Source organism: Amycolatopsis cynarae (assembly GCF_026802195.1).
Lineage (GTDB): Bacteria > Actinomycetota > Actinomycetes > Mycobacteriales > Pseudonocardiaceae > Amycolatopsis_E > Amycolatopsis_E rhizosphaerae.
Window position 1 is genome coordinate 836,101 of the sequence record NZ_CP113836.1, and the last position, 18,699, is coordinate 854,799.

General features: G+C 71.8%; 15 protein-coding genes. 9 read left to right on the forward strand and 6 right to left on the reverse strand.

The features are described from left to right. The first annotated feature begins 98 nt into the window (after window positions 1–98). Both ORV05_RS04030 and ORV05_RS04035 read left to right on the forward strand, forming a co-directional pair. Window positions 99–878 carry an alpha/beta fold hydrolase gene (locus ORV05_RS04030; protein ID WP_268757100.1) on the forward strand — a complete coding sequence of 260 codons (780 nt, stop codon included), beginning with the start codon at window positions 99–101 and terminating at the stop codon, window positions 876–878. Further along, a complete protein-coding gene (locus ORV05_RS04035) occupies window positions 879–2,147 on the forward strand; it encodes a cytochrome P450 (protein ID WP_268757101.1) in 1,269 nt (422 codons plus the stop codon). Here ORV05_RS04035 and ORV05_RS04040 read toward each other — a convergent pair. After that, window positions 2,107–2,874 carry a LamB/YcsF family protein gene (locus ORV05_RS04040; RefSeq protein ID WP_268759690.1) on the reverse strand — a complete coding sequence of 256 codons (768 nt, stop codon included), beginning with the start codon at window positions 2,872–2,874 and terminating at the stop codon, window positions 2,107–2,109. The genes ORV05_RS04035 and ORV05_RS04040 overlap by 41 nt on opposite strands. A gap of 160 nt (window positions 2,875–3,034) precedes the next feature. Between ORV05_RS04040 and ORV05_RS04045 the strand changes: the two genes are divergently transcribed. The 4 genes from ORV05_RS04045 (at window position 3,035) to ORV05_RS04060 (ending at window position 6,099) form a co-directional block, all read left to right on the forward strand. Next, entirely contained in the window at window positions 3,035–3,448 is a 414-nt protein-coding gene (locus ORV05_RS04045) for a hypothetical protein (protein ID WP_268757102.1), read from the forward strand. Continuing rightward, window positions 3,445–3,636 (forward strand): hypothetical protein, encoded by a 192-nt coding sequence (locus ORV05_RS04050; RefSeq protein WP_144590962.1) that lies wholly within the window; start codon window positions 3,445–3,447, stop codon window positions 3,634–3,636. Before ORV05_RS04045 ends, ORV05_RS04050 begins: the two co-directional genes overlap by 4 nt. A 388-nt stretch (window positions 3,637–4,024) precedes the next feature. Continuing rightward, entirely contained in the window at window positions 4,025–4,708 is a 684-nt protein-coding gene (locus tag ORV05_RS04055; protein ID WP_268757103.1) for a response regulator transcription factor, read from the forward strand. Then, window positions 4,705–6,099 (forward strand): HAMP domain-containing sensor histidine kinase, encoded by a 1,395-nt coding sequence (locus ORV05_RS04060; protein ID WP_268757104.1) that lies wholly within the window; start codon window positions 4,705–4,707, stop codon window positions 6,097–6,099. Before ORV05_RS04055 ends, ORV05_RS04060 begins: the two co-directional genes overlap by 4 nt. Window positions 6,100–6,165: 66 nt before the next feature. On the opposite strand, the gene cobN is transcribed toward ORV05_RS04060, so the two are convergent. The 4 genes from cobN to ORV05_RS04080 all read right to left on the reverse strand — a co-directional run bounded on the left by cobN (window position 6,166) and on the right by ORV05_RS04080 (window position 11,865). After that, on the reverse strand, window positions 6,166–9,750 hold the full coding sequence (cobN, locus tag ORV05_RS04065) for a cobaltochelatase subunit CobN (protein ID WP_268757105.1): 3,585 nt from the start codon (window positions 9,748–9,750) through the stop codon (window positions 6,166–6,168). Window positions 9,751–9,899: 149 nt separating this feature from the next. Further along, window positions 9,900–10,133, reverse strand: a complete 234-nt coding sequence (locus ORV05_RS04070) for a helix-turn-helix transcriptional regulator (protein WP_268757106.1) — start codon at window positions 10,131–10,133, stop codon at window positions 9,900–9,902. Further along, a complete protein-coding gene (locus tag ORV05_RS04075) occupies window positions 10,130–11,014 on the reverse strand; it encodes an ABC transporter permease (protein WP_268757107.1) in 885 nt (294 codons plus the stop codon). The genes ORV05_RS04070 and ORV05_RS04075 overlap by 4 nt, the downstream gene beginning before the upstream one ends. After that, window positions 11,014–11,865 (reverse strand): ABC transporter ATP-binding protein, encoded by an 852-nt coding sequence (locus tag ORV05_RS04080; protein WP_268759691.1) that lies wholly within the window; start codon window positions 11,863–11,865, stop codon window positions 11,014–11,016. The genes ORV05_RS04075 and ORV05_RS04080 overlap by 1 nt, the downstream gene beginning before the upstream one ends. A gap of 197 nt (window positions 11,866–12,062) precedes the next feature. Between ORV05_RS04080 and ORV05_RS04085 the strand changes: the two genes are divergently transcribed. The 3 genes from ORV05_RS04085 to ORV05_RS04095 are packed head-to-tail and all read left to right on the forward strand — an operon-like array spanning window position 12,063 to window position 15,285. Continuing rightward, on the forward strand, window positions 12,063–13,166 hold the full coding sequence (locus ORV05_RS04085; RefSeq protein ID WP_268757108.1) for a precorrin-3B synthase: 1,104 nt from the start codon (window positions 12,063–12,065) through the stop codon (window positions 13,164–13,166). Next, on the forward strand, window positions 13,163–13,786 hold the full coding sequence (locus ORV05_RS04090; protein ID WP_268757109.1) for a precorrin-8X methylmutase: 624 nt from the start codon (window positions 13,163–13,165) through the stop codon (window positions 13,784–13,786). Before ORV05_RS04085 ends, ORV05_RS04090 begins: the two co-directional genes overlap by 4 nt. Further along, window positions 13,783–15,285, forward strand: a complete 1,503-nt coding sequence (locus ORV05_RS04095; RefSeq protein WP_268757110.1) for a precorrin-2 C(20)-methyltransferase — start codon at window positions 13,783–13,785, stop codon at window positions 15,283–15,285. Before ORV05_RS04090 ends, ORV05_RS04095 begins: the two co-directional genes overlap by 4 nt. Before the next feature lie 147 nt (window positions 15,286–15,432). Here the strand turns inward: ORV05_RS04095 and ORV05_RS04100 are convergent, their stop codons facing one another. Then, window positions 15,433–18,642 (reverse strand): arabinosyltransferase domain-containing protein, encoded by a 3,210-nt coding sequence (locus ORV05_RS04100; protein ID WP_268757111.1) that lies wholly within the window; start codon window positions 18,640–18,642, stop codon window positions 15,433–15,435. Window positions 18,643–18,699: the final 57 nt, after the last annotated feature.

Sequence of the window (18,699 nt, forward strand, 5' to 3'; positions counted from 1 at the left end):
AGATCGCGAGGGGGATGCCGGATAACCTGCGGAAACGCCGCGATTCACCACCATCGACGTCGATCAGCCATCAAACAGAAAACCACAGGTCAGAACCTATGGACTACTCTCGTCACGTGGTCAACGATGATTACGTACGCGTGGGAACGGGTGGGCACGTGGTGCTCGCGCTGCACGGCTGGTTCGGCTCGGCGAACGCCTGGGAAGCGCTGACACCGCATCTCGACGGCGACCGGTTCACCTACGTTTTCCCGAACTACCGCGGTTACGGCGCCCGGCGCGACGTGGCCGGGGAGCACACCATCGCCGAGGCGGCGGCCGACGTGCTGGCACTGGCGGACGAACTGGGCGCCGGGCGGTTCTCGCTCGTCGGCCACTCCATGGGCGGCAGCGTCATGCAATGGGTGTACGCGGAGGCACCCGAGCGGGTCCGTGCGCTGGTCGGGGTCTCGCCCGTGCCCGCCGCGGGCGTCCCGTTCGACGAACAGAGCTGGCAGCTGTTCTCCAGCGCCGCGGACAGCCAGGACAGCCGCAAGGCGATCATCGATTTCACCACCGGGAACCGGCATCCCGGCCACTGGCTCGACCGGCTCGTCCGGCACTCGCTGGACAACTCCGATCCCGCCGCCTTCGCCGACTACCTCGTCGCGTGGGCGCGCACCGACTTCCACGACCGCGTCGCGGGCAGCGACGTCCCGATCAAGGTGATCGTGGGCGAGCACGACCCGGCACTGGGCGAGCAGACCATGCTCGCCACCTTCGCGCAGTGGTACCCGAGGCTTGAACTGGAGGTCATGCCGGACGCCGGGCACTACGCGCCGGACGAAGTGCCGGTCACCCTGGCGAACTCGATCGAAGTCTTCCTCGACGAGCACTAGATGGGAATCGGGACAGACGGCCCACCGGACGTGTTCGATCCGAGGGTGTTCGCGCGCGGCCTGCCGCACGAGGCGTTCCGGCGGCTCCGGGACACCGATCCGGTGTCGTGGCAGGAGGAGCACGAGGTGCTCGGCTGGCCCGCCGGCCCCGGCTACTGGGCCGTGACCCGATACGCCGACGTCCGGCACGTGCTGCGCACCCCCGAGGTGTTCTCGTCCTGGCTGGGCGCCACCCAGATCCGCGATCCCGAACCGGCGGATCTGGGGTTCATCCGCCGGATGATCCTCAACATGGACCCCCCGGAGCACAACCGGTTGCGCCGCATCGTCTCGGGGGTGTTCACGCGGCGCAGGCTGGAGACCTTCGCCGGGCAGATCGGGCAGCGGGCGCGGGAGCTGCTCGGCGCGGTGGCCCCGCGCGGCCGCTGCGACCTGCCGGTCGAGGTGACCGACGACTTCCCGCTGCTGAACCTGTCCGACCTGCTCGGCGTGCCCGCGCAGGACCGGGGCCTGCTGCTGAACTGGACCAACCGGGTCATCGGCTACCAGGATCCCGAGCACGCCGGCGAGGTGGTGCGCGACGAGCGGGGAAGGCCGGTCAACCCGCGCTCGCCCGCGATGCTCGCCGACATGTTCGCCTATGCCCAACAGCTCGCCGAGGAGAAGCGCAGGCACCCCGCCGACGATCTCATGACCGCGCTCGTGCAGGCGTCCGTCGACGGACGCGCGCTCGACGACGCCGAGCTGGAGATGTTCTTCTTCCTGCTGGTGATCGCCGGGAACGACACCGTGCGCAGCGCGCTGCCCGGCGGCGTCCTCGCGCTCGTCGAGCACCCGGCCGAGTACCGGCGGCTGAGGGCCGAGCCCGAGCTACTGCCCACCGCGGTGGAGGAGATGCTGCGCTGGCACCCGCCGGTGCTGACCTTCCGCCGCACCGCCACCCGCGACACCGAACTGTCCGGCCGCCGGATCAGGGCGGGGGACAAGGTGGTGGTGTACTTCGCGTCGGCCCACTTCGACGAACGCGCCTTCGAAGACCCGTTCCGCCTCGACCTCACCCGCGAACCCAACGACCACCTCGCCTTCGGCCAGGGGCCGCACCTGTGCCTCGGCGCCCACTTCGGGCGGCTGCAGCTGCGGATCTTCTTTCGCGAGTTCCTGCGCCTGCTGCCCGAGGCCGAGCTCGACGGCGAGGTGCGTCACCTCACCTCGAACTTCATCAACGGGATCACGCACCTGCCGTTGCGCTGGCGAACGGGCGCAGCCTGACCCCGGCCCGCAGCAGCGCGTCCCGCACCCGGAGGGCGATCTCCACCGCGCCCGGGGTGTCCCCGTGCACGCACACCGACTGCGGTTCGACCTTCACCACCGAGCCGTCGATCGCGGTGACCGTGCCCTCGATGGCCATCCGCACCACCCGTTCGACCACCTCGTCGGGGTCCTCCACCACGGCGCCGGGCAGCCGCCGCGACACGAGGGTGCCCTCGGCGGTGTAGGCGCGGTCGGCGAAGGCCTCGCGCACCGTGGTCAGCCCGGCGGCCTCGGCCTGCCGCAGCCACTCCGAACCGGGCAGCCCGAGCACCGGCAGGCTCCGGTCGTAGCGTTTCACCGCCTCCACCACCGCGGCGGCCTGTTCGGCGTGCGTGACGATCGCGTTGTACAGGGCGCCGTGCGGCTTCACGTAGCTCACCCGCGTCCCCGCCACGCGGGCGAACCCGTCGAGCGCGGCGATCTGGTAGATCACGTCGTTGACCAGTTCGGCCGGGTCGACGTCGATGAACCGGCGGCCGAAGCCGGCCAGGTCCCGGTAGGCCACCTGCGCGCCGATCGCCACCCCGCGCCGGGCCGCCCGTTCGGTGACCTTGCGCAGCACGCTCGGATCCCCCGCGTGGAAGCCGCACGCCACGTTCGCGCTGGTCACGATGCGCAGCAGGGCCTCGTCGTGCGTGAGCGGCCACACCCCGAAACCCTCGCCGAGGTCACTGTTGAGGTCGATCACGTCCGCCCGCTCCCTTCGTGGTGCCGCTTTCAGCCTGCCAGACGCGCCGACGATCTTTACCGAACCCGAACAGTTCGTCCACGCTCCCCGAACCCCGGACCGGCAAGGTCGTTCCTGCCCGGCACGGTGCCGGGCCGAAACCACCGAGGAGTGAGCCATGCGCAGGTCGACCAGCCGCCGGGCCGCCGTCGTCGGATGCGGGGTCGCGGCCCTGCTGGCCGTCGGCGTTCCCACCGCCTTCGCCGACACGTCCACCCCGGCGACCCCCACCCCCAGCTACGGCGCGATCACCTTGAGCCCGGAGGAAGCACAGCAACTGTGCGGCACCATGCTGCCGAACCTGCTCTCGCGCACGGACAAGATGCTGACCCGCATCAACGGCGGCGCCGACGTGAAGGGCTCGGTGGCCTGGCTGAAGGCGCAGGCCGAGAGCCAGCGGGCGAAGGGACACGGCGATCGTGCCGACCGGCTGGAGCAGCGTGCCACGCGCCGGGCGAGCCGGACCGCCGACCTGCAGTCGGTGCAGCAGCGGCTGAACGCCTTCAAGACCGCGCACTGCGAGGGGAAGTGAGGGCCCGGTCGGCGGTGGCCGCGGGCCTGGTGCTGCTGGCGGTCGTCGCGGGCACCACCGGCTGCCGCGGCCAGTCCGCCTCCGGCGGCGGGGGTGCTTCCCCGGCCCCCGCCGCTTCGGAACTGGACGGCATCCGGACTACCCTGGACGCGATCGATTCGGAGATGGCGGGCGACGGTTCGCCGTGAATGCGGGTGTCCCGCAAGACACCGGAGGGCCCGATGAGTCACAATCGCTTGCCGGTCGTCGGGCCCGACCGGGTGTGGGTGTCCCGCAAGACACGGAGGGCCCGATGAGTCACAATCGCTCGCCGGTCGTCGGGCCCGACCGGGTGTGGGTGTCCCGCAAGACACGGAGGGCCCGATGAGTCACAATCGCTCGCCGGTCGTCGGGCCCGACCGGGTGCGGGTGTCCCGCAAGACACGGAGGGCCCGATGAGTCACAATCGCTCGCCGGTCGTCGGGCCCGACCGGGTGCGGGTGTCCCGCAAGACACGGAGGGCCCGATGAGTCACAATCGCTCGCCGGTCGTCGGGCCCGACCGGGTGCGGGTGTCCCGCAAGACACGGAGGGCCCGATGACCGCATCCGCCGGCCGCGGTCTCGTTCTGGTGGTCGAAGACGAGGACGCGATCGCCGAGCTCATCACGCTCTACCTGCGACGGGACGGGTTCACCGTGCACCGGGAATCCGACGGGGACGCCGCACTGGCCGCGGTGCGGCGGCTCCGGCCGGTCGCCGTCGTCCTCGACATCGGACTGTCCGGTAAGGACGGTGTGGAGGTCTGCCGGACGCTGCGCGCGTCCGGCGACTGGACTCCGGTGCTCTTCGTGACCGCGCGTGACGACGAGGTGGACCGCCTGCTCGGACTGGAACTCGGGGCCGACGACTACGTCACCAAGCCGTTCAGCCCCCGGGAGTTGGCGGCCCGCGTCCGCACCGTACTGCGCCGCGGCGCGGGAACGCCCGCGGAGGTCCTCTCCGCGGGCACGGTGCGGCTCGACGTCACCCGGCGCAAGACCTGGGCGGGGGAGCGCGAGGTCACCCTGACCCCCACGGAGTTCGACCTGCTGGCCCAGTTGCTGCGGCAGCCGGGCCGGGTGTTCGAGCGAGAGCAACTGCTGAGCGCGGTGTGGGGCTACCACGCCGTCGCGGGTACCCGCACCGTCGACGTCCACATCGCACAGTTGCGCGCGAAACTCGGCGAGGACAGTCCGATCAGGACGGTCCGGGGGGTCGGTTACGCGGCGGAAAACCGATGACGCGGCGGCGTGTTTCGCTGGCGGTGCGGATCACCGTGCTGTGCCTCGCGGTTGCCGGGGTCGCGGTGCTGGTGGCCGGGGTGGTCGCGGCGAGCCTCGTGCGGCGCACCGGCGAGCAGGTGCTGCGCACCTCGATGTCCGCACAGGCGGACGTGCTCGCGAGCCAGCTCGACGAAACCGGTTTCGGCTCCAGGGTCGGCCTGGCGAAGGTGACGGATGTGGTGCGCGGGCAAGGGATTTCGGTGGTGCTCGTGCGTCCGCGCACCGGGCCGACCGGAGGTGATCCGGCCGCGGTGCGCGCGGCGGTCGAGGCCGGGGTCGCCCGGATCGACGCCGGGCGGGTCATCTCCGCGAAGCCGACCGTGGCCGGTCAGGAGTACCTCGTCGAGGCCAGGGGAGAGGCCACCGGAACCGGGTTCGCGCTCGTCGCGCCCGTGCAGGTCGCGCGATCCACCCAGCGTCTGCTGGTCCGCGACATACTCTTCGCGCTCGGCGCGGGCCTCCTGGTCGCCGCGGTCGCCGGTCTGGTGCTCGGCAGGCTGCTCGCCCGGCCGCTGCGCCGGACCGCGGGCGTGGCCGCCACCATGCGGCAGGGCCGCCGGGACCTGCGTGCCCCGGTCGAAGGGCCTTCGGAGGTGGCGGAGGTCGCGAGCGCGGTCAACGAGCTCGCCGCCGCCCTGCAGCAGAGCGAGTCCCGCCAGCGCGAGTTCCTGCTGTCCGTGTCGCACGAACTGCGCACGCCGCTGACCGCCGTGCACGGGTTCGCCGAATCCGTCGCCGACGGCGTGGTCACCGGGGAGGACGCGCGGCACGCGGGGGAGACCATCCTGCGTGAGTCCCAGCGGCTGGAACGGCTCGTCAGCGATTTGCTGGACCTGGCCCGGCTGGGGGCCGACGAGTTCCGGCTCGACCTGGCCGAAATCGACGTCTCCGACACCGCGCGCCGCTGCGCCGACGTGTGGCAGGTGCGGTGCGAGCGCGCGGGCGTGCGGTTCCACGCCGAGATACCGGACGGGCCGGTGCCGGTGGTGGCCGACGCGCGGCGGCTGCGACAGGTTCTCGACGGGCTCGCGGAGAACGCCCTGCGCGTCACCGCGGCCGGCGCCCCTATCACGCTGTCCCTCACGGTGCCCGCCGGGGGCGGTGCCGTGCTGCAGGTACGGGACGGCGGGCCGGGGCTCGCCCCGGAGGATTACGCGATCGCGTTCGAAAGGGGCGCGCTCAACGCCAAGTACCGGGGCAGCCGCCCGGTCGGCTCCGGCATCGGGCTCGCGCTCACGCACGGACTGGTCACCCGCATGGGCGGCATGATCTCGGCGGGCCCTGCCCCCGAAGGCGGCGCCGCCTTCACCCTCACCCTTCCCCTTGTCGAGGCACGCACTTCGCCGTAGAAGTAGCACCCGACTTTGCCGTGAAGGGACCCTTCACGGCTCGCCCCAGCCCCGTTCCGGGGCCGGTCAGTCGCCTTCCAGGTCGCCTTCGGTCTGGAGGTAGACCTCGCGCAGCCGAGCGAGCAGGTCGGGGTCCGGTTCGGCCCAGAGGCCGCGGTCCGCGGCCTCTGTCAGGCGCTCGATGATGCCGCGCAGGGCCCAGGGATTGGCCTGGGACAGGAACTCCTGGTTCTGCTGATCGAGCACATAGGACTCCGACAGTTTCTCGTACATCCAGTCGTCCACCACCCCGGCCGTGGCGTCGAAGCCGAACAGGTAGTCCACGGTGGCGGCGAGTTCGAAGGCACCCTTGTAGCCGTGCCTGCGCATCGCGGCGAGCCAGCGCGGATTGATCACCCGGGCGCGGAAGACCCGGGCGGTCTCCTCGGCCAGACTGCGCGTGCGCACCGCGTCGGGACTGGTGGAGTCGCCCACGTAGGACGCGGGCGCCTTGCCGGTCAGCGCGCGGGTGAACGCGATCATGCCGCCGTGGTACTGGAAGTAGTCGTCGGAGTCGGCGATGTCGTGTTCGCGCGTGTCGGTGTTCTTCGCCGCCACCACGATCCGGCGGTACGAGCTTTCCATGTCCTCGCGGGCGGGCCTGCCGTCGAGCCCGCGGCCGTAGGCGTACCCGCCCCAGGTGGCGTACACCTCGGCGAGGTCGGCGTCGTCGCGCCAGTTGCCGGAATCCATCAGCGGCAGCAGCCCCGCCCCGTAGGCGCCGGGCTTCGAACCGAAGATCCGGGTGGTGGCACGGCGCTCGTCACCGTGCTCGCGAAGATCCGCCCGCGCGTGAGCGCGGACGAAGTTCTCCGACTCGGGCTCGTCGAGGGCGGCGACCAGGCGCACGGCGTCGTCGAGCAGGTCGATCACGTGCGGGAAGGCGTCCCGGAAGAAGCCGCTGATGCGCACGGTCACGTCGATGCGAGGGCGGCCGAGCTCGGCGAGCGGGATGGGTTCCAGCCCCGTCACGCGCCGCGATGCCTCGTCCCAGACCGGTTGCACGCCCAGCAGCGCCAGCACCTCCGCGGCATCGTCGCCGGAGGTGCGCATCGCGGAGGTGCCCCACACCGAGAGCCCCACGGAGCGCGGCCAGTCCCCGGTGTCCTCGCGGTACCGGCGAAGCAGCGAATCCGCCAGTGCCTGACCGGTTTCCCAGGCGAGCCTGCTGGGGATCGCCTTCGGGTCCACCGTGTAGAAGTTGCGGCCGGTGGGCAGCACGTTCACCAGGCCGCGCAGCGGTGAACCGCTCGGCCCGGCGGGCACGTAGCCGCCGTCGAGGGCGTGCAGCACGACGTCCAGTTCCGCGCCGGTGCCCGCCAGCCGGGGCACGATCTCCGTCGCGGCGAAGGACAGCACCCGGGCGACCTCGGGCTCCTCGGCTCCGAGAACCTCGGCGCACACGGCGGATACCGCGCCCTGAGCCCAGTCCCGTTCCTCCATCGCGAGCACCAGCGAGCGGGCGGTCCGCTCCACGGCGTCTACTTCGGACAGTTCGGCGCCTTCCTTGAGGCCCAGTGCCGAGCGCAGGCCCGGTACCGCTCCGGCCTGCCCGCCCCACATCTGCTGCGCGCGCAGCATGGCCAGCACCAGGTTCACCCTGGCCTCACCGGTGGGTGCCTCGCCGAGCACGTGCAGGCCGTCGCGGATCTGGGCGTCCTTGACCTCGCACAACCAGCCGTCGATGTGCAGCAGGAAGTCGTCGAACTCCGCGTCGTGCGGGCGCTGGCTGATCCCGAGGTCGTGGTCGAGCTTCGCGGCCTGGATCAGCGTCCAGATCTGCGCGCGGATCGCGGGCAGTTTGGCCGGGTCCATCGCGGCGATGTTCGCGTGTTCGTCGAGCAACTGCTCCAGCCGCGCCAGATCGCCGTAGCTCTCGGCGCGGGCCATCGGCGGGATCAGATGGTCCACAATGGTCGCATGCGCCCGGCGCTTGGCCTGCGCGCCCTCGCCGGGATCGTTGATGAGGAACGGGTAGATCAGCGGCAGGTTGCCCAGCACCGCGTCCGGGGCGCATGAGGCGGACAGTCCGGCCGTCTTGCCCGGCAGCCATTCCAGCGAGCCGTGTTTGCCCAGGTGGACCACCGCGTGCGCGCCGAACTCCCGCTCCAGCCAGCGGTACGCGGCGAGGTAGTGGTGGCTCGGCGGGAGGTCCGGGTTGTGGTAGATGGCCACCGGGTTCTCGCCGAACCCGCGGGGCGGCTGGATCATCAGCACCAGGTTGCCCGCTTGAAGGGAGGCGAGCACGATTTCACCCTCGGAATCGGAAGACCGGTCGACGTAGAGCTCGCCGGGCGGCGGGCCCCAGTGCCGTTCCACCTCCTCCCGCAGCTCCTCCGGCAACTCCGCGAACCACTCGCGGTACCGGGCGGCCGGAACGCGGATCGGGTTGCCCGCGAGCTGCTCCTCCGTGAGCCACTCCGGGTCCTGGCCGCCCGCCGCGATCAACGCGTGGATCAGCTCGTCACCGTCGCCCGATTCGACGCCGGGGAACGGCTCCGGGCCCAGGTCGTACCCCTGCTCGGCCATCCGGCGCAGCAGCCGCACCGCGGACGCCGGGGTGTCCAGACCGACCGCGTTGCCGACGCGGGAGTGCTTGGTGGGGTACGCGGAGAGCATCAGCGCGATCCTGCGCTCGGCGGGCGGCGTGTGCCGGAGCCGGGCGTGCGCGAGCGCGATTCCGGCGACCCGTGCGGCCCGCTCCGGATCGGGGACGTAGTGCGGCAGCCCGTCGGCGTCGATCTCCTTGAAGGAGAACGGAACGGTGATGAGCCTGCCGTCGAACTCGGGCACCGCCATCTGGTTCCCGGCGTCCAAAGGGGACAGTCCGTCGTCGTTGGCGTCCCAGGTCTCCCGGTCGCTGGTCAGGCAGAGCGCCTGCAGGATCGGCACGTCGAGCGCGGCGAGTTCGGCCACGTCCCAGGCCTCGTCGTCCCCGCCCGCCCCGGCTTCGGCGGGGCGGGTGCCCCCGGCCGCGAGCACGGTGACCAGCAGGGCGTCCGCCTTGCGCAACTCCGCCATCAGTTCCGGCTCGCGCGAACGCAGTGAAGCGCAGTAGATGGGCAGGGCGCGGCCGCCCGCGTCCTCGACGGCGGTGGCGAGGGCGTCGACGAACGCCGTGTTGCCGGAGAGGTGATGCGCGCGGTAGTAGAGAATCGCCACCACGGGGCCGTCTCCCGGCCGCGATTCCCGCTCGAGCACCCCCCAGGAGGGTTGCGGCGCCGGGGGCTCGAAGCCGTGGCCGGTGAGCAGCAGCGTGTCGGAGAGGAAGCGGTGCAACTGGACGAGGTTCGCCGGACCGCCCTGCGCGAGGTAGGCGTGGGCCTCGGTGGCGATGCCCGCGGGCACCGTGGACAGCTCCATCAGCTCGGCGTCCGGGGTCTGCTCGCCGCCGAGCACCACGACGTGCGCGCCGGTGGCCCGGACCATGTCCAGGCCCTCCTGCCAGGTCCGGGCCGAGCCGAGGATCCGCACCACGATGATCTCGGCGCCGTCGAGCAGCGCGGGCAGCTCGGCGAGGTCGAGCCGGGCGGGGTTGGCCAGCCGGTAGCCGGCCCCACCCGCGCGGGCGCTCAGCAGGTCGGTGTCCGAAGTGGACAGCAGCAGGATCACGGGCCCTCCTCTTTCTCGCCCCACACTCTCCGGGGCCGGGCGCACCCGCGTCAAGGTGACCTGCGCCCGGCACGGCGAGTCCCACCCTCGTGCGCGTGAGTCCCACGCTCCGTCCCCTGAGTTCCACGCTCGCGGCGGGAGCGTGGAACTCAGGCGGGGCGTTCGCCCAGGCGCGGGAAGGGGTCGGTGGAGAAGATCACCTCGACGCTGACCTCGAAGTACCGGGCGATCCTCAGCGCAAGGTGGAGGCTCGGGCTGTACTCGCCGCGCTCCAGGTACCCGATCGTCTGGTAGTGCACGCCCAGCGCCTCGGCGAGCTGCCGCCGCGAAATCCCGCGCTCCGCCCGCAACATGGCGATGCGGTTGTAGATCGTCTCGCTCATCCTGGCATCCGCCGCAAAGCCCTCTCCCGGCGAGCGGCCACACTCGAGCCGGACTCGCGACGCGCCATCCTACGCAACACGACCGGCGCCACCGCGAGGCCGAGCACCGCCCACAACCCGAGCACCCCCACCATCTCCAGGTGCCGCCAGCTGTGCCCGATTTCGACCGCCGCCATCGCGTCGGGCAGCAGCGCCGAACGGGTGCCGAGGCCGAGCCAGTAGACCGGGAACAGCTGGCCGATCGAGGCCAGCCACGACGGCAGCGCGGTGATCGGGTAGAAGATGCCGGAGATCGCGATGAGCCCCATCATCGGCAGCATCACCACGCCCATCGAGCGCGGACTGGACACCAGTGACCCGATGATCGCGCCCAGCGGCATGGTCGCGACCAGCCCGAGCGCCAGCACTCCGAGCAGCGACAGCCACGAACCCGGGCTCACGTCCAACCCGCCGAACAGGAACATCCCCGGGAGGAGCACCAGCGCGCAGCCGATCAGCAGCATGCCGGAGACCTGCACGATCTTGCCGACCAGATAGCCGGTCATACCGTTCGGGATGGCCTTGGCGCGCAGCAGCGTGCCGTCTTCGCGCTCGACGGCCAGTTGCTGGGCCAGGTTGACCAGCCCGCCGAACCCGATGTTCATCCCCAGCACGCTGGGGAGGGTCAGCGAGCTGAGCGAGAAGTTCATCCCGGGCACGGTCGAACCGCGCATGAAGCTCATGACCACCGTCAGCGCGACCGCCGGGAACAGGTAGGACCACAGGTCCTGGGTGTTGGTGAAGGTGTGCCGCAGCTCGATGCGGCCGCGGGCCAGCCCGGACCGCACGGCGTCGAAGGGGGCGGGAAGGCCAGGGCGGAACGCCCTGCTCGAGTCCGTCATCACGCGCCCCTTCCGTTCTCGTGTTCGCGCACCAGCGCCATGTAGGTGTCCTCCAAGGTCCCCCGCCGCACTTCGAGGTCTTCGACGGCCTCGCCGTACTGCCGGAACAGGCCGTGCACGAATTTCGTCGCCTCACGGGTGGAGTGCACGTACCGCGTGCCGTCGCGGGTCCACTTCACCTCGGTCTCGGTGGCCATGCGCCGGGACAGCTCGTCGGCCGAGCCGTCGGCGATGATCGACCCGCCCGCCAGGATGAGGATGCGGTCGGCCAGTTTCTCGGCCTCGTCCAGGTCGTGGGTGGTGAGCAGGATGGTGGTGTTCTCGTCGTCGGAGAGCCGGTGCACGAGATCATGGAACTCGCGGCGGGCCTCGGGGTCGAAGCCGACCGTGGGTTCGTCCAGGAACAGCAGTTCGGGGCGGCCGACGATGCCGATGGCGACGTCCAGCCGTCGCCGCTGCCCGCCCGAAAGCCGGGCGACGCGCTTGTGCGCGTGCTCGGTCAGCCCCACGGCGGCGATCAGCTCGTCCACCGGCCAGGGCCGGGTGATCCGCTCCGTGGAGTACCGGGCGTAGAACGAGCCGAGGTGGGCGAGCAGGTCGCGGATCCGCCATTTCGAATGGTCGCGCCACGACTGCAGCACCACGCCCAGGCGTGCCCGCCAGGACTCGTCGCCGCGCGCCGGGTCCGTCCCCAGCACGCTGACCTGGCCCGACGAGCGCAGGCGGAAGCCTTCGAGGATCTCGATCGTGGTGGTCTTGCCCGCCCCGTTCGGGCCGAGCAGGGCGAGGACCTCGCCCCGGCGCGCGCTGAAGTTCAGCCCGGTGAGCACGTCTTGGCTGCCGTAGCGCATGCGCAGATCGCGGACGTCGAGGACGAGATCGCGATCGGCGGAGCCGGCCGGGGCGACCGCCGAAGCGGGCCCGGTCACGCTTGTCATACCTGTTCCCCCAATCAACGGATGATCGCGATGGAATGTAGCAGCACTACTACATTCGTGCCAAGGACTGCTGCGAGCTGTTCCGAGGGCCGCCCCTTACAGTGAGGACCATGGCCATCCCCGCACGCGCTCGCCCGGACGCGTGCCCGGGCGTTTTCGCCACCCACGAGGCGGCCGACGGCTTTCTGGCGCGGGTGCGCCTGCCCGGCGGCTGCGTCTCCGCCGTGCAACTGGGCGTCCTCGCCGCCTGCGCCGAGGACCTCGGCGACGGCTCGGTGCACCTGACCTCGCGCGCCAACATCCAGTTCCGCGGTCTCTCCCGGGACACCGGCGACCTGGCCGGACGGCTGGCCGCCGCCGGGCTGCTGCCCGCGCCCGCCCACGAACGCGTCCGCAACTACCTCGCCTCGCCGCTGAGCGGACTGGCGGGCGGACTGCTCGACGTGCGGCCGCTGGTTCGCGAGCTGGACACGGCGGTGTGCGCCCGGCCCGAACTCGCCGGACTGCCGGGCCGGTTCCTGTTCGCCCTCGACGACGGCCGCGGGGACATGGCCGCGGAGGAACCGGACCTGTGCTGGCAGGCCGTGGACGGCGACGCCGGGATCCTGCTGCGGGCGGGCGAACCCGGGGAACGGGTGCCGGTGACGGGGGCGGTCGACGCGCTGGTGCGGGAAGCCCTGCGGTTTCTCGAGATCCGGGGTACGGCCTGGCGCATGCGAGAGCTGTCGGGTTTCAGCGGTGGGAAAGCGCTCCCAGTAGGGAAAGCGTTGCCCGCGGGCCCGTTCGCGCGGGACGACGGGGGCCAGGGCCTGTGCCTGGTGCCGCTGTTCGGCGAACTGTCCGCGGCGCGGTTGCGCACGCTTGCCGAAGCCGCGCCGGAGGTCGTGGTGACCCCGTGGCGCAGTGTCGTCGTGCCCGGATACGACCCCGCGCTCGGTCCGGCGCTGCTCGCCCTGTCCACCGACCGGGGCGTCAGCGCGTGCATCGGGCTGCCCGGCTGCGCGAAGTCACGGGCCGACGTCCGGGCCGACGCGCGCCGTACGACCAGCGCCGTCCCGGCGCACTTCTCGGGCTGCGAGCGCCGGTGCGGGAAGCCCCGCGGCGCGGCCGACGTGGTCGCCGCCGACGGCGGTTACCTCATCGACGGCGCCTTCGTGCCGGTCGAAGGGCTTGCGGACTTTTTCGCGGCAACAGCACAGAAGGGACAACGGTGATCGACTACATCCGCGACGGGGCGGAGATCTACCGCCACTCGTTCGCCACGATCCGGGAAGAAGCCGATCTCGCGATCCTTCCCGAGGACCTGGAACCGGTCGCGGTCCGCATGATCCACGCCTGCGGCATGGTCGATCTCGTCGACGATCTGGCCTACTCGCTCGACGTGGTGGAGTCGGCGCGCGCCGCGCTGGCCGCGGGGGCGCCCGTGCTGTGCGACGCCCAGATGATCGCCAGCGGGGTCACGCGCCGCCGACTGCCCGCCGGGAACGAGGTGCTGTGCACGCTGTCGGACGAGCGGGTGCCCGCGCTGGCCGAGCGGCTGGGCACCACCCGTTCCGCGGCCGCGCTGGAGCTGTGGCGCGACCGGCTCGCCGGTTCCGTGGTGGCGATCGGCAACGCGCCCACCGCGCTGTTCCACCTGCTGGAGATGCTGCAGGCGGGCGCGGGGGTGCCCGCCGCGATCATCGGGGTCCCGGTCGGTTTCGTCGGCGCCGCGGAGTCCAAAGAGGAACTCGCGAAGCGGGCGCCCGCACCGTACCTCGTGGTGCGCGGCAGGCGGGGCGGCAGCGCCATGGCGGTCGCCGCGGTCAACGCGCTGGCGAGTGAGGCCGAATGAGCACGGGCAAGCTCTGGGGAGTGGGTCTCGGTCCCGGTGACCCGGAGTTGATGACGGTCAAGGCGGCACGCCTGATCGGCGAGGCCGAGGTGATCGCCTACCACAGCGCGCGCCACGGGCGCAGCATCGCGCGTTCGGTGGCGGAGCCGTACCTGCGCGAGGGGCAGATCGAGGAGGCGCTGGTCTACCCGGTCACCACCGAGACCACCGACCATCCCGGCGGGTACGAAGGTGCGCTCGCCGAGTTCTACGAGGTGAGTGCGAAGCGGCTCGCCGAGCACCTCGACGCGGGACGGGACGTCGTGCTGCTGTGCGAGGGCGATCCGTTCTTCTTCGGTTCCTACATGTACATGCACGAGCGGCTCACCGACCGGTACGAGGCCGAGGCGGTGCCGGGCGTGACCTCGGTGAGCGCGGCGTCGGCGGTGCTCGGCAGGCCGCTGGTGCAGCGCGACGAGGTGCTGACCCTGCTGCCGGGCACGCTGCCCGCGCCCGAACTGGCCCGCCGCCTTGCCGACACGGACGCGGCCGCCGTGCTGAAACTGGGCCGCACCTTCGATTCGGTGCGGGAGGCGCTGGCCGAGGCGGGCAAACTCGACGACGCGTACTACGTCGAGCGCGCGACCTGGCAGAACCAGCGGGTGGCGCCGTTCGCGGAGGTCGATCCGGAGACGGTGCCGTATTTCTCCCTCGCCGTGGTGCCCAGTCCGGCCTACACGGCGAGGAAGTCCGGGCTCGCGGAGGAACGGCCCGCGCCGCGCGGCGAGGCGGTGGACGGCGGGCAGGTGGTCGTCGTCGGGCTCGGCCCGGCGGGACCGCAGTGGCTCACCCCGGAGGCGGCGGAGGCGCTCGCCGAGGCCGAACATCTGGTCGGGTACGGGCCGTACCTGGCGAAGGTGCCGCAGCGGGCGGGGCAGCGGCGGCATGCCTCCGGAAACCGGGTGGAGGCGGACCGGGCGCGGGAAGCGCTGAGCCTGGCGCAGGGCGGGGCGAAGGTCGCCGTCGTGTCCTCCGGGGACCCGGGGGTGTTCGCGATGGCTTCGGCGGTGCTGGAACAGGCTTCGCTGCTGGAGGAGCCGGTGCCCGTGCGCGTGCTGCCCGGGGTGACCGCGGCACAGGCGGCCGCCTCCCGAGTGGGGGCACCGCTGGGGCACGACTACTGCGTGGTGTCGCTGTCCGACCGGCTCAAGCCGTGGGAGGTGGTCGAGCGCCGCCTGGACGCGGCCGGGGCGGCGGATCTGGTGCTCGCGCTGTACAACCCCGCGTCCCGTACGCGCACGACACAGCTCGCCAAGGCGCGGGAAGTGCTGCTGCGCCACCGGCAAGCGGGCACCCCGGTGGTGGTCGCGCGGGATGTCGGCGGCCCGGAGGAGGACGTGCGGGTGACCACGCTCGGCGAGCTGGATCCGTCCACCGTGGACATGCGGTGCCTGCTGATCATCGGCTCGTCCCGCACCCGCGTCACCCATGGCCGGGTCTGGACCCCCCGGACCTACTGACCGCAGCGGAGGGCCGTGAGGACACCCCTCACGGCCCTCTTTACCAGTGCCCTGACAAAGTCCGTTCGGGCGTTTCGGGCGTTGCCGTGAAGGGTCCCTTCACAGCCGATTCGACTGTGAAGGGACCCTTCACGGCTTCGGCCCGGGTCAGCGGGTGGGGGTGGAGCCGTTGGGCTGCTGCGGGCCGGGGCCCGGGGACCACCAGCCCCACACGGTCTTCTCCCCGTGCACGACGTGCGGTTCGGCGCCTTCGGTGTACGGCTCGATCTGCAACAGCTTGCCCCAGGAGGTGTTCGGCGAGCCCTGCAGGTAGCTCGGCACCTCCGGCTCGCTCGCGACCTCTTCGAGCCAGCCGTTCGGCCCGCCGCCGACGCTGTTGGCCCAGTCGGCCTCCGTCGCCAGGTCGCCCGCGGTGATCCGGTACTGGGGCACCTTCGAGATCCCGTCGTGGGAGGCGACCGGGTTCATGCACGGGTAGACGAACGCCGCGGGCCAGTCCATGTACACCGGCGCGTTGCCGACGCGTTCGGTGAGCGTGGTGAAGGTCGGCACGCGGGGGGCGCTCACCGCGACCCAGCCGTCCTCGGTGACGTCGTTGTCCTCCGCCACCACCCGGACGAAGCCGACGGACTGCGGCAGATCCCCGATCTGGATGCGCTCGTCGGTCCACTTGCCGTTGTCGCCCGGGTTGATCATCTTGCTCGTGTCGGTGCCGACGGTGGACGAGACCACCTGGTCGGTCCTGACGATCTGCACGCCGTCCGGGCCCTGGATGCCGAACTGCAGCGACACCGTCGTCGCCTTGCCGACCTTCGTCGCGACCGCGACCGCGACCTGGGCGCCGGTGTGCTCGGCGGGCAGGCGGTACCAGTCCGTGTGCAGCCGTCCGATCGGCGAAGAGGGATTGTCGTGGTAGCTGCTCCACATCGGCACGGTGCTGGTGGTGAATCCGTGCGGCGGCGCGTTCAGCGGGTCGTTGCCTCCCGCCGGGGAGGAGTGGAACCCGACGTTGTCACCGTTGGTGTCCCCGGCGGGCGACATGCCACCGAGGTTCGCCGGCCCCCCCTGCACCGGCGCGGTGGGCAGCGTGACCGGCTTCAGCACGCTGGACACCGGGTCCTGTTCGACCATCACGTGGTCGGACAGGTTGCAGCTCTTGCCGAACAGGTGCGCCACGTTCGCGGCGCCGAGGCTGTAGCTGTGCCACTGCTTCTGGAGGGCCTTGCCCATGCTGGCGAACTCGAACGCCACGACCAGACCGCAGACCACGACCAGCGAGGTCGCGCCGAGGCGCAGCGCGCGGCCCTGACGTTCCGGCAGCGGCGGCGGCAGGCCGGGCCGCTGGGCGCGGATGTTCTCCACGAACGCGAACACCGCCGCCACCGCCGCGGCGAACAGCAGCACGGTGGACAGGGTGAAACCGTGGACCGACGGGGCCTTGTCGAACCACGGCACGCCGAGGCCGGACACGAACCAGTAGGCGTTGGGCCCGGTCGCGGCGAGCGCGGCCACCACCAGCAGGCCCGCGGTGAACGCGGCCCGGTTGCGGCGGGACCGCAGCACGGTGGAACTGGTCGCCAGCGCGGTGAGCGCGGCCATGGCCGAGCCGACCGCGGCGAAGGCGCCGAAGTGGTGCGTCCACTTGGTCGGGGTCAGCGCCAGCAGCAGGAAGAACAGCGCGACCGTGCCGATGAGACGACGGGCGGGGCCGAGCGCCGCGCCCTGGATGCGGCCGCGGCGCAGCAGCACCACCAGTGAGGTGCCGGTGCACAGGATGAGCAGCAGCACCGGGAAGCGGCGCGTCATGGATCCGTCGGCGCTGTTGGCGAACAGCAACTCGTAGCGGGAAAGCTCGTCGTACCACGGTTCGTTCGGGCCAACCTGGCCGCGAAGGCGGGTCGCCTCCAGCACGGTGGCGAAGGTCTGGTCCGCGAACATGACCACGAGCACGATGAAGCCGGCGGCGGCGATCGGCGCCAGCACCGGGAGCCAGCCGCCCTGCCGGGCACGGCTGCGCAGCAGCTGGAACAGCGGCCGCGCGGCCACCAGGAACGGCGCGACCGCGATCAGCGCGGTCGGGGTGGCGGCGAGCGCGAACGCCGCGGCCAGCAGGCCGAGGCACAGCGGCAGCAGGCGCCGCGTCACCAGCGACCGCTCCACCGCGGCGATCGCCAGCAGCGAGCCCAGCGCGGCCCACGGTTCGGGACGGACACCGTTGTTGAACGGCAGCCACCACACCAGGAACACCATCGCCGCGGCCCAGCCCGCCGCGGGGCTCTGCCGCACCTGGGTGCCCAGGCGGGGCAGCACCTCACGGGTGATCAGCAGCCAGCTGATGACCGCCAGCAGGAACGAGGGCAGCCGGATCCACGGCGGCACCGTGGACACCTGGGCCATCAGCTCGTAGATGTGGTCGTTCCAGCCGAACGGCGCCTCCGCCACACCGAACCAGCGGTGGTAGTTGGTCAGGTAGCCGACCTGGTCGGCGACTCTGGCCATGGTGAAGATGTAGCCGTCGTCGGAGGTGCCCGGCCCGATGAACACCCACAGGCCCAGCACGCCGAACACGGTCAGGTCCCGGCCGGACAGCTTCCACCAGCCCACCGGTGCCCAGCGCGGGGCGCGGCGCGCGCCCCCGGCGTCGAGCCGGTTCACCGCGATGAGGCAGCCGAGCAGCGACAGCACGCCGAACACGCCGATGGCGACCTTGAGGCCGGTCGGCGAGGACTGGTACCGGGTGTCCGGGGTGATCGACACGGCCAGCCGGGCGATGGGGTCCTTGGCCGAGGTGATGTCGGTGTAGATGCCGACGACGCGGGGCCGCACGTCGCCGCCGGTGTCGTACACCGGGGTGTTCCCCACCTTCAGCGTGGTGTGCTTGCCGGTGGAGGAGAACTGCACGTCGCACCCCGCCGCGGGAAGCGGCTGCCGGGCGACCTGCTGACCCCGGTTGAAAGCGCTCAGCACGCCCTGTTCGATCCGCAGCTGCACGCCCGCGCCGTCGCCGGTGCGGGCGGAGGGAATGCTCGAGAACAGCAGCGCGCCGCCCGGCTGCCGGGCGGCGAGCGCCTGGATCGTGCCGCACGGCAGCGTGATCTCGAGGTCCTGCGCCCAGTACCCGGTGAGGGGGGCGTTCACCGGCCGGGTGTCACTGCCCACCGGCCAGGTGATCTCGGCCGTGTCCTGCACCACCGGCAGGAACGGGTAGGCGAGTGCGCATCCCGCCGCGACCAGCCCCAGCACGATGGCGAGCCATCGCCAGAGCAGGGTGGGGGGGCTGACCGACGGGTCATGCCCGGCGCGGTGCTCCGGGTCCGTCGCCTCGTCGGTGGCGACAGTCGACGTCCTGCTGGCCATCCACATTGAACGCACGCTATCCCGTAGGTGAGTCGGGGCTGGGTGGGGTTCTTCGGT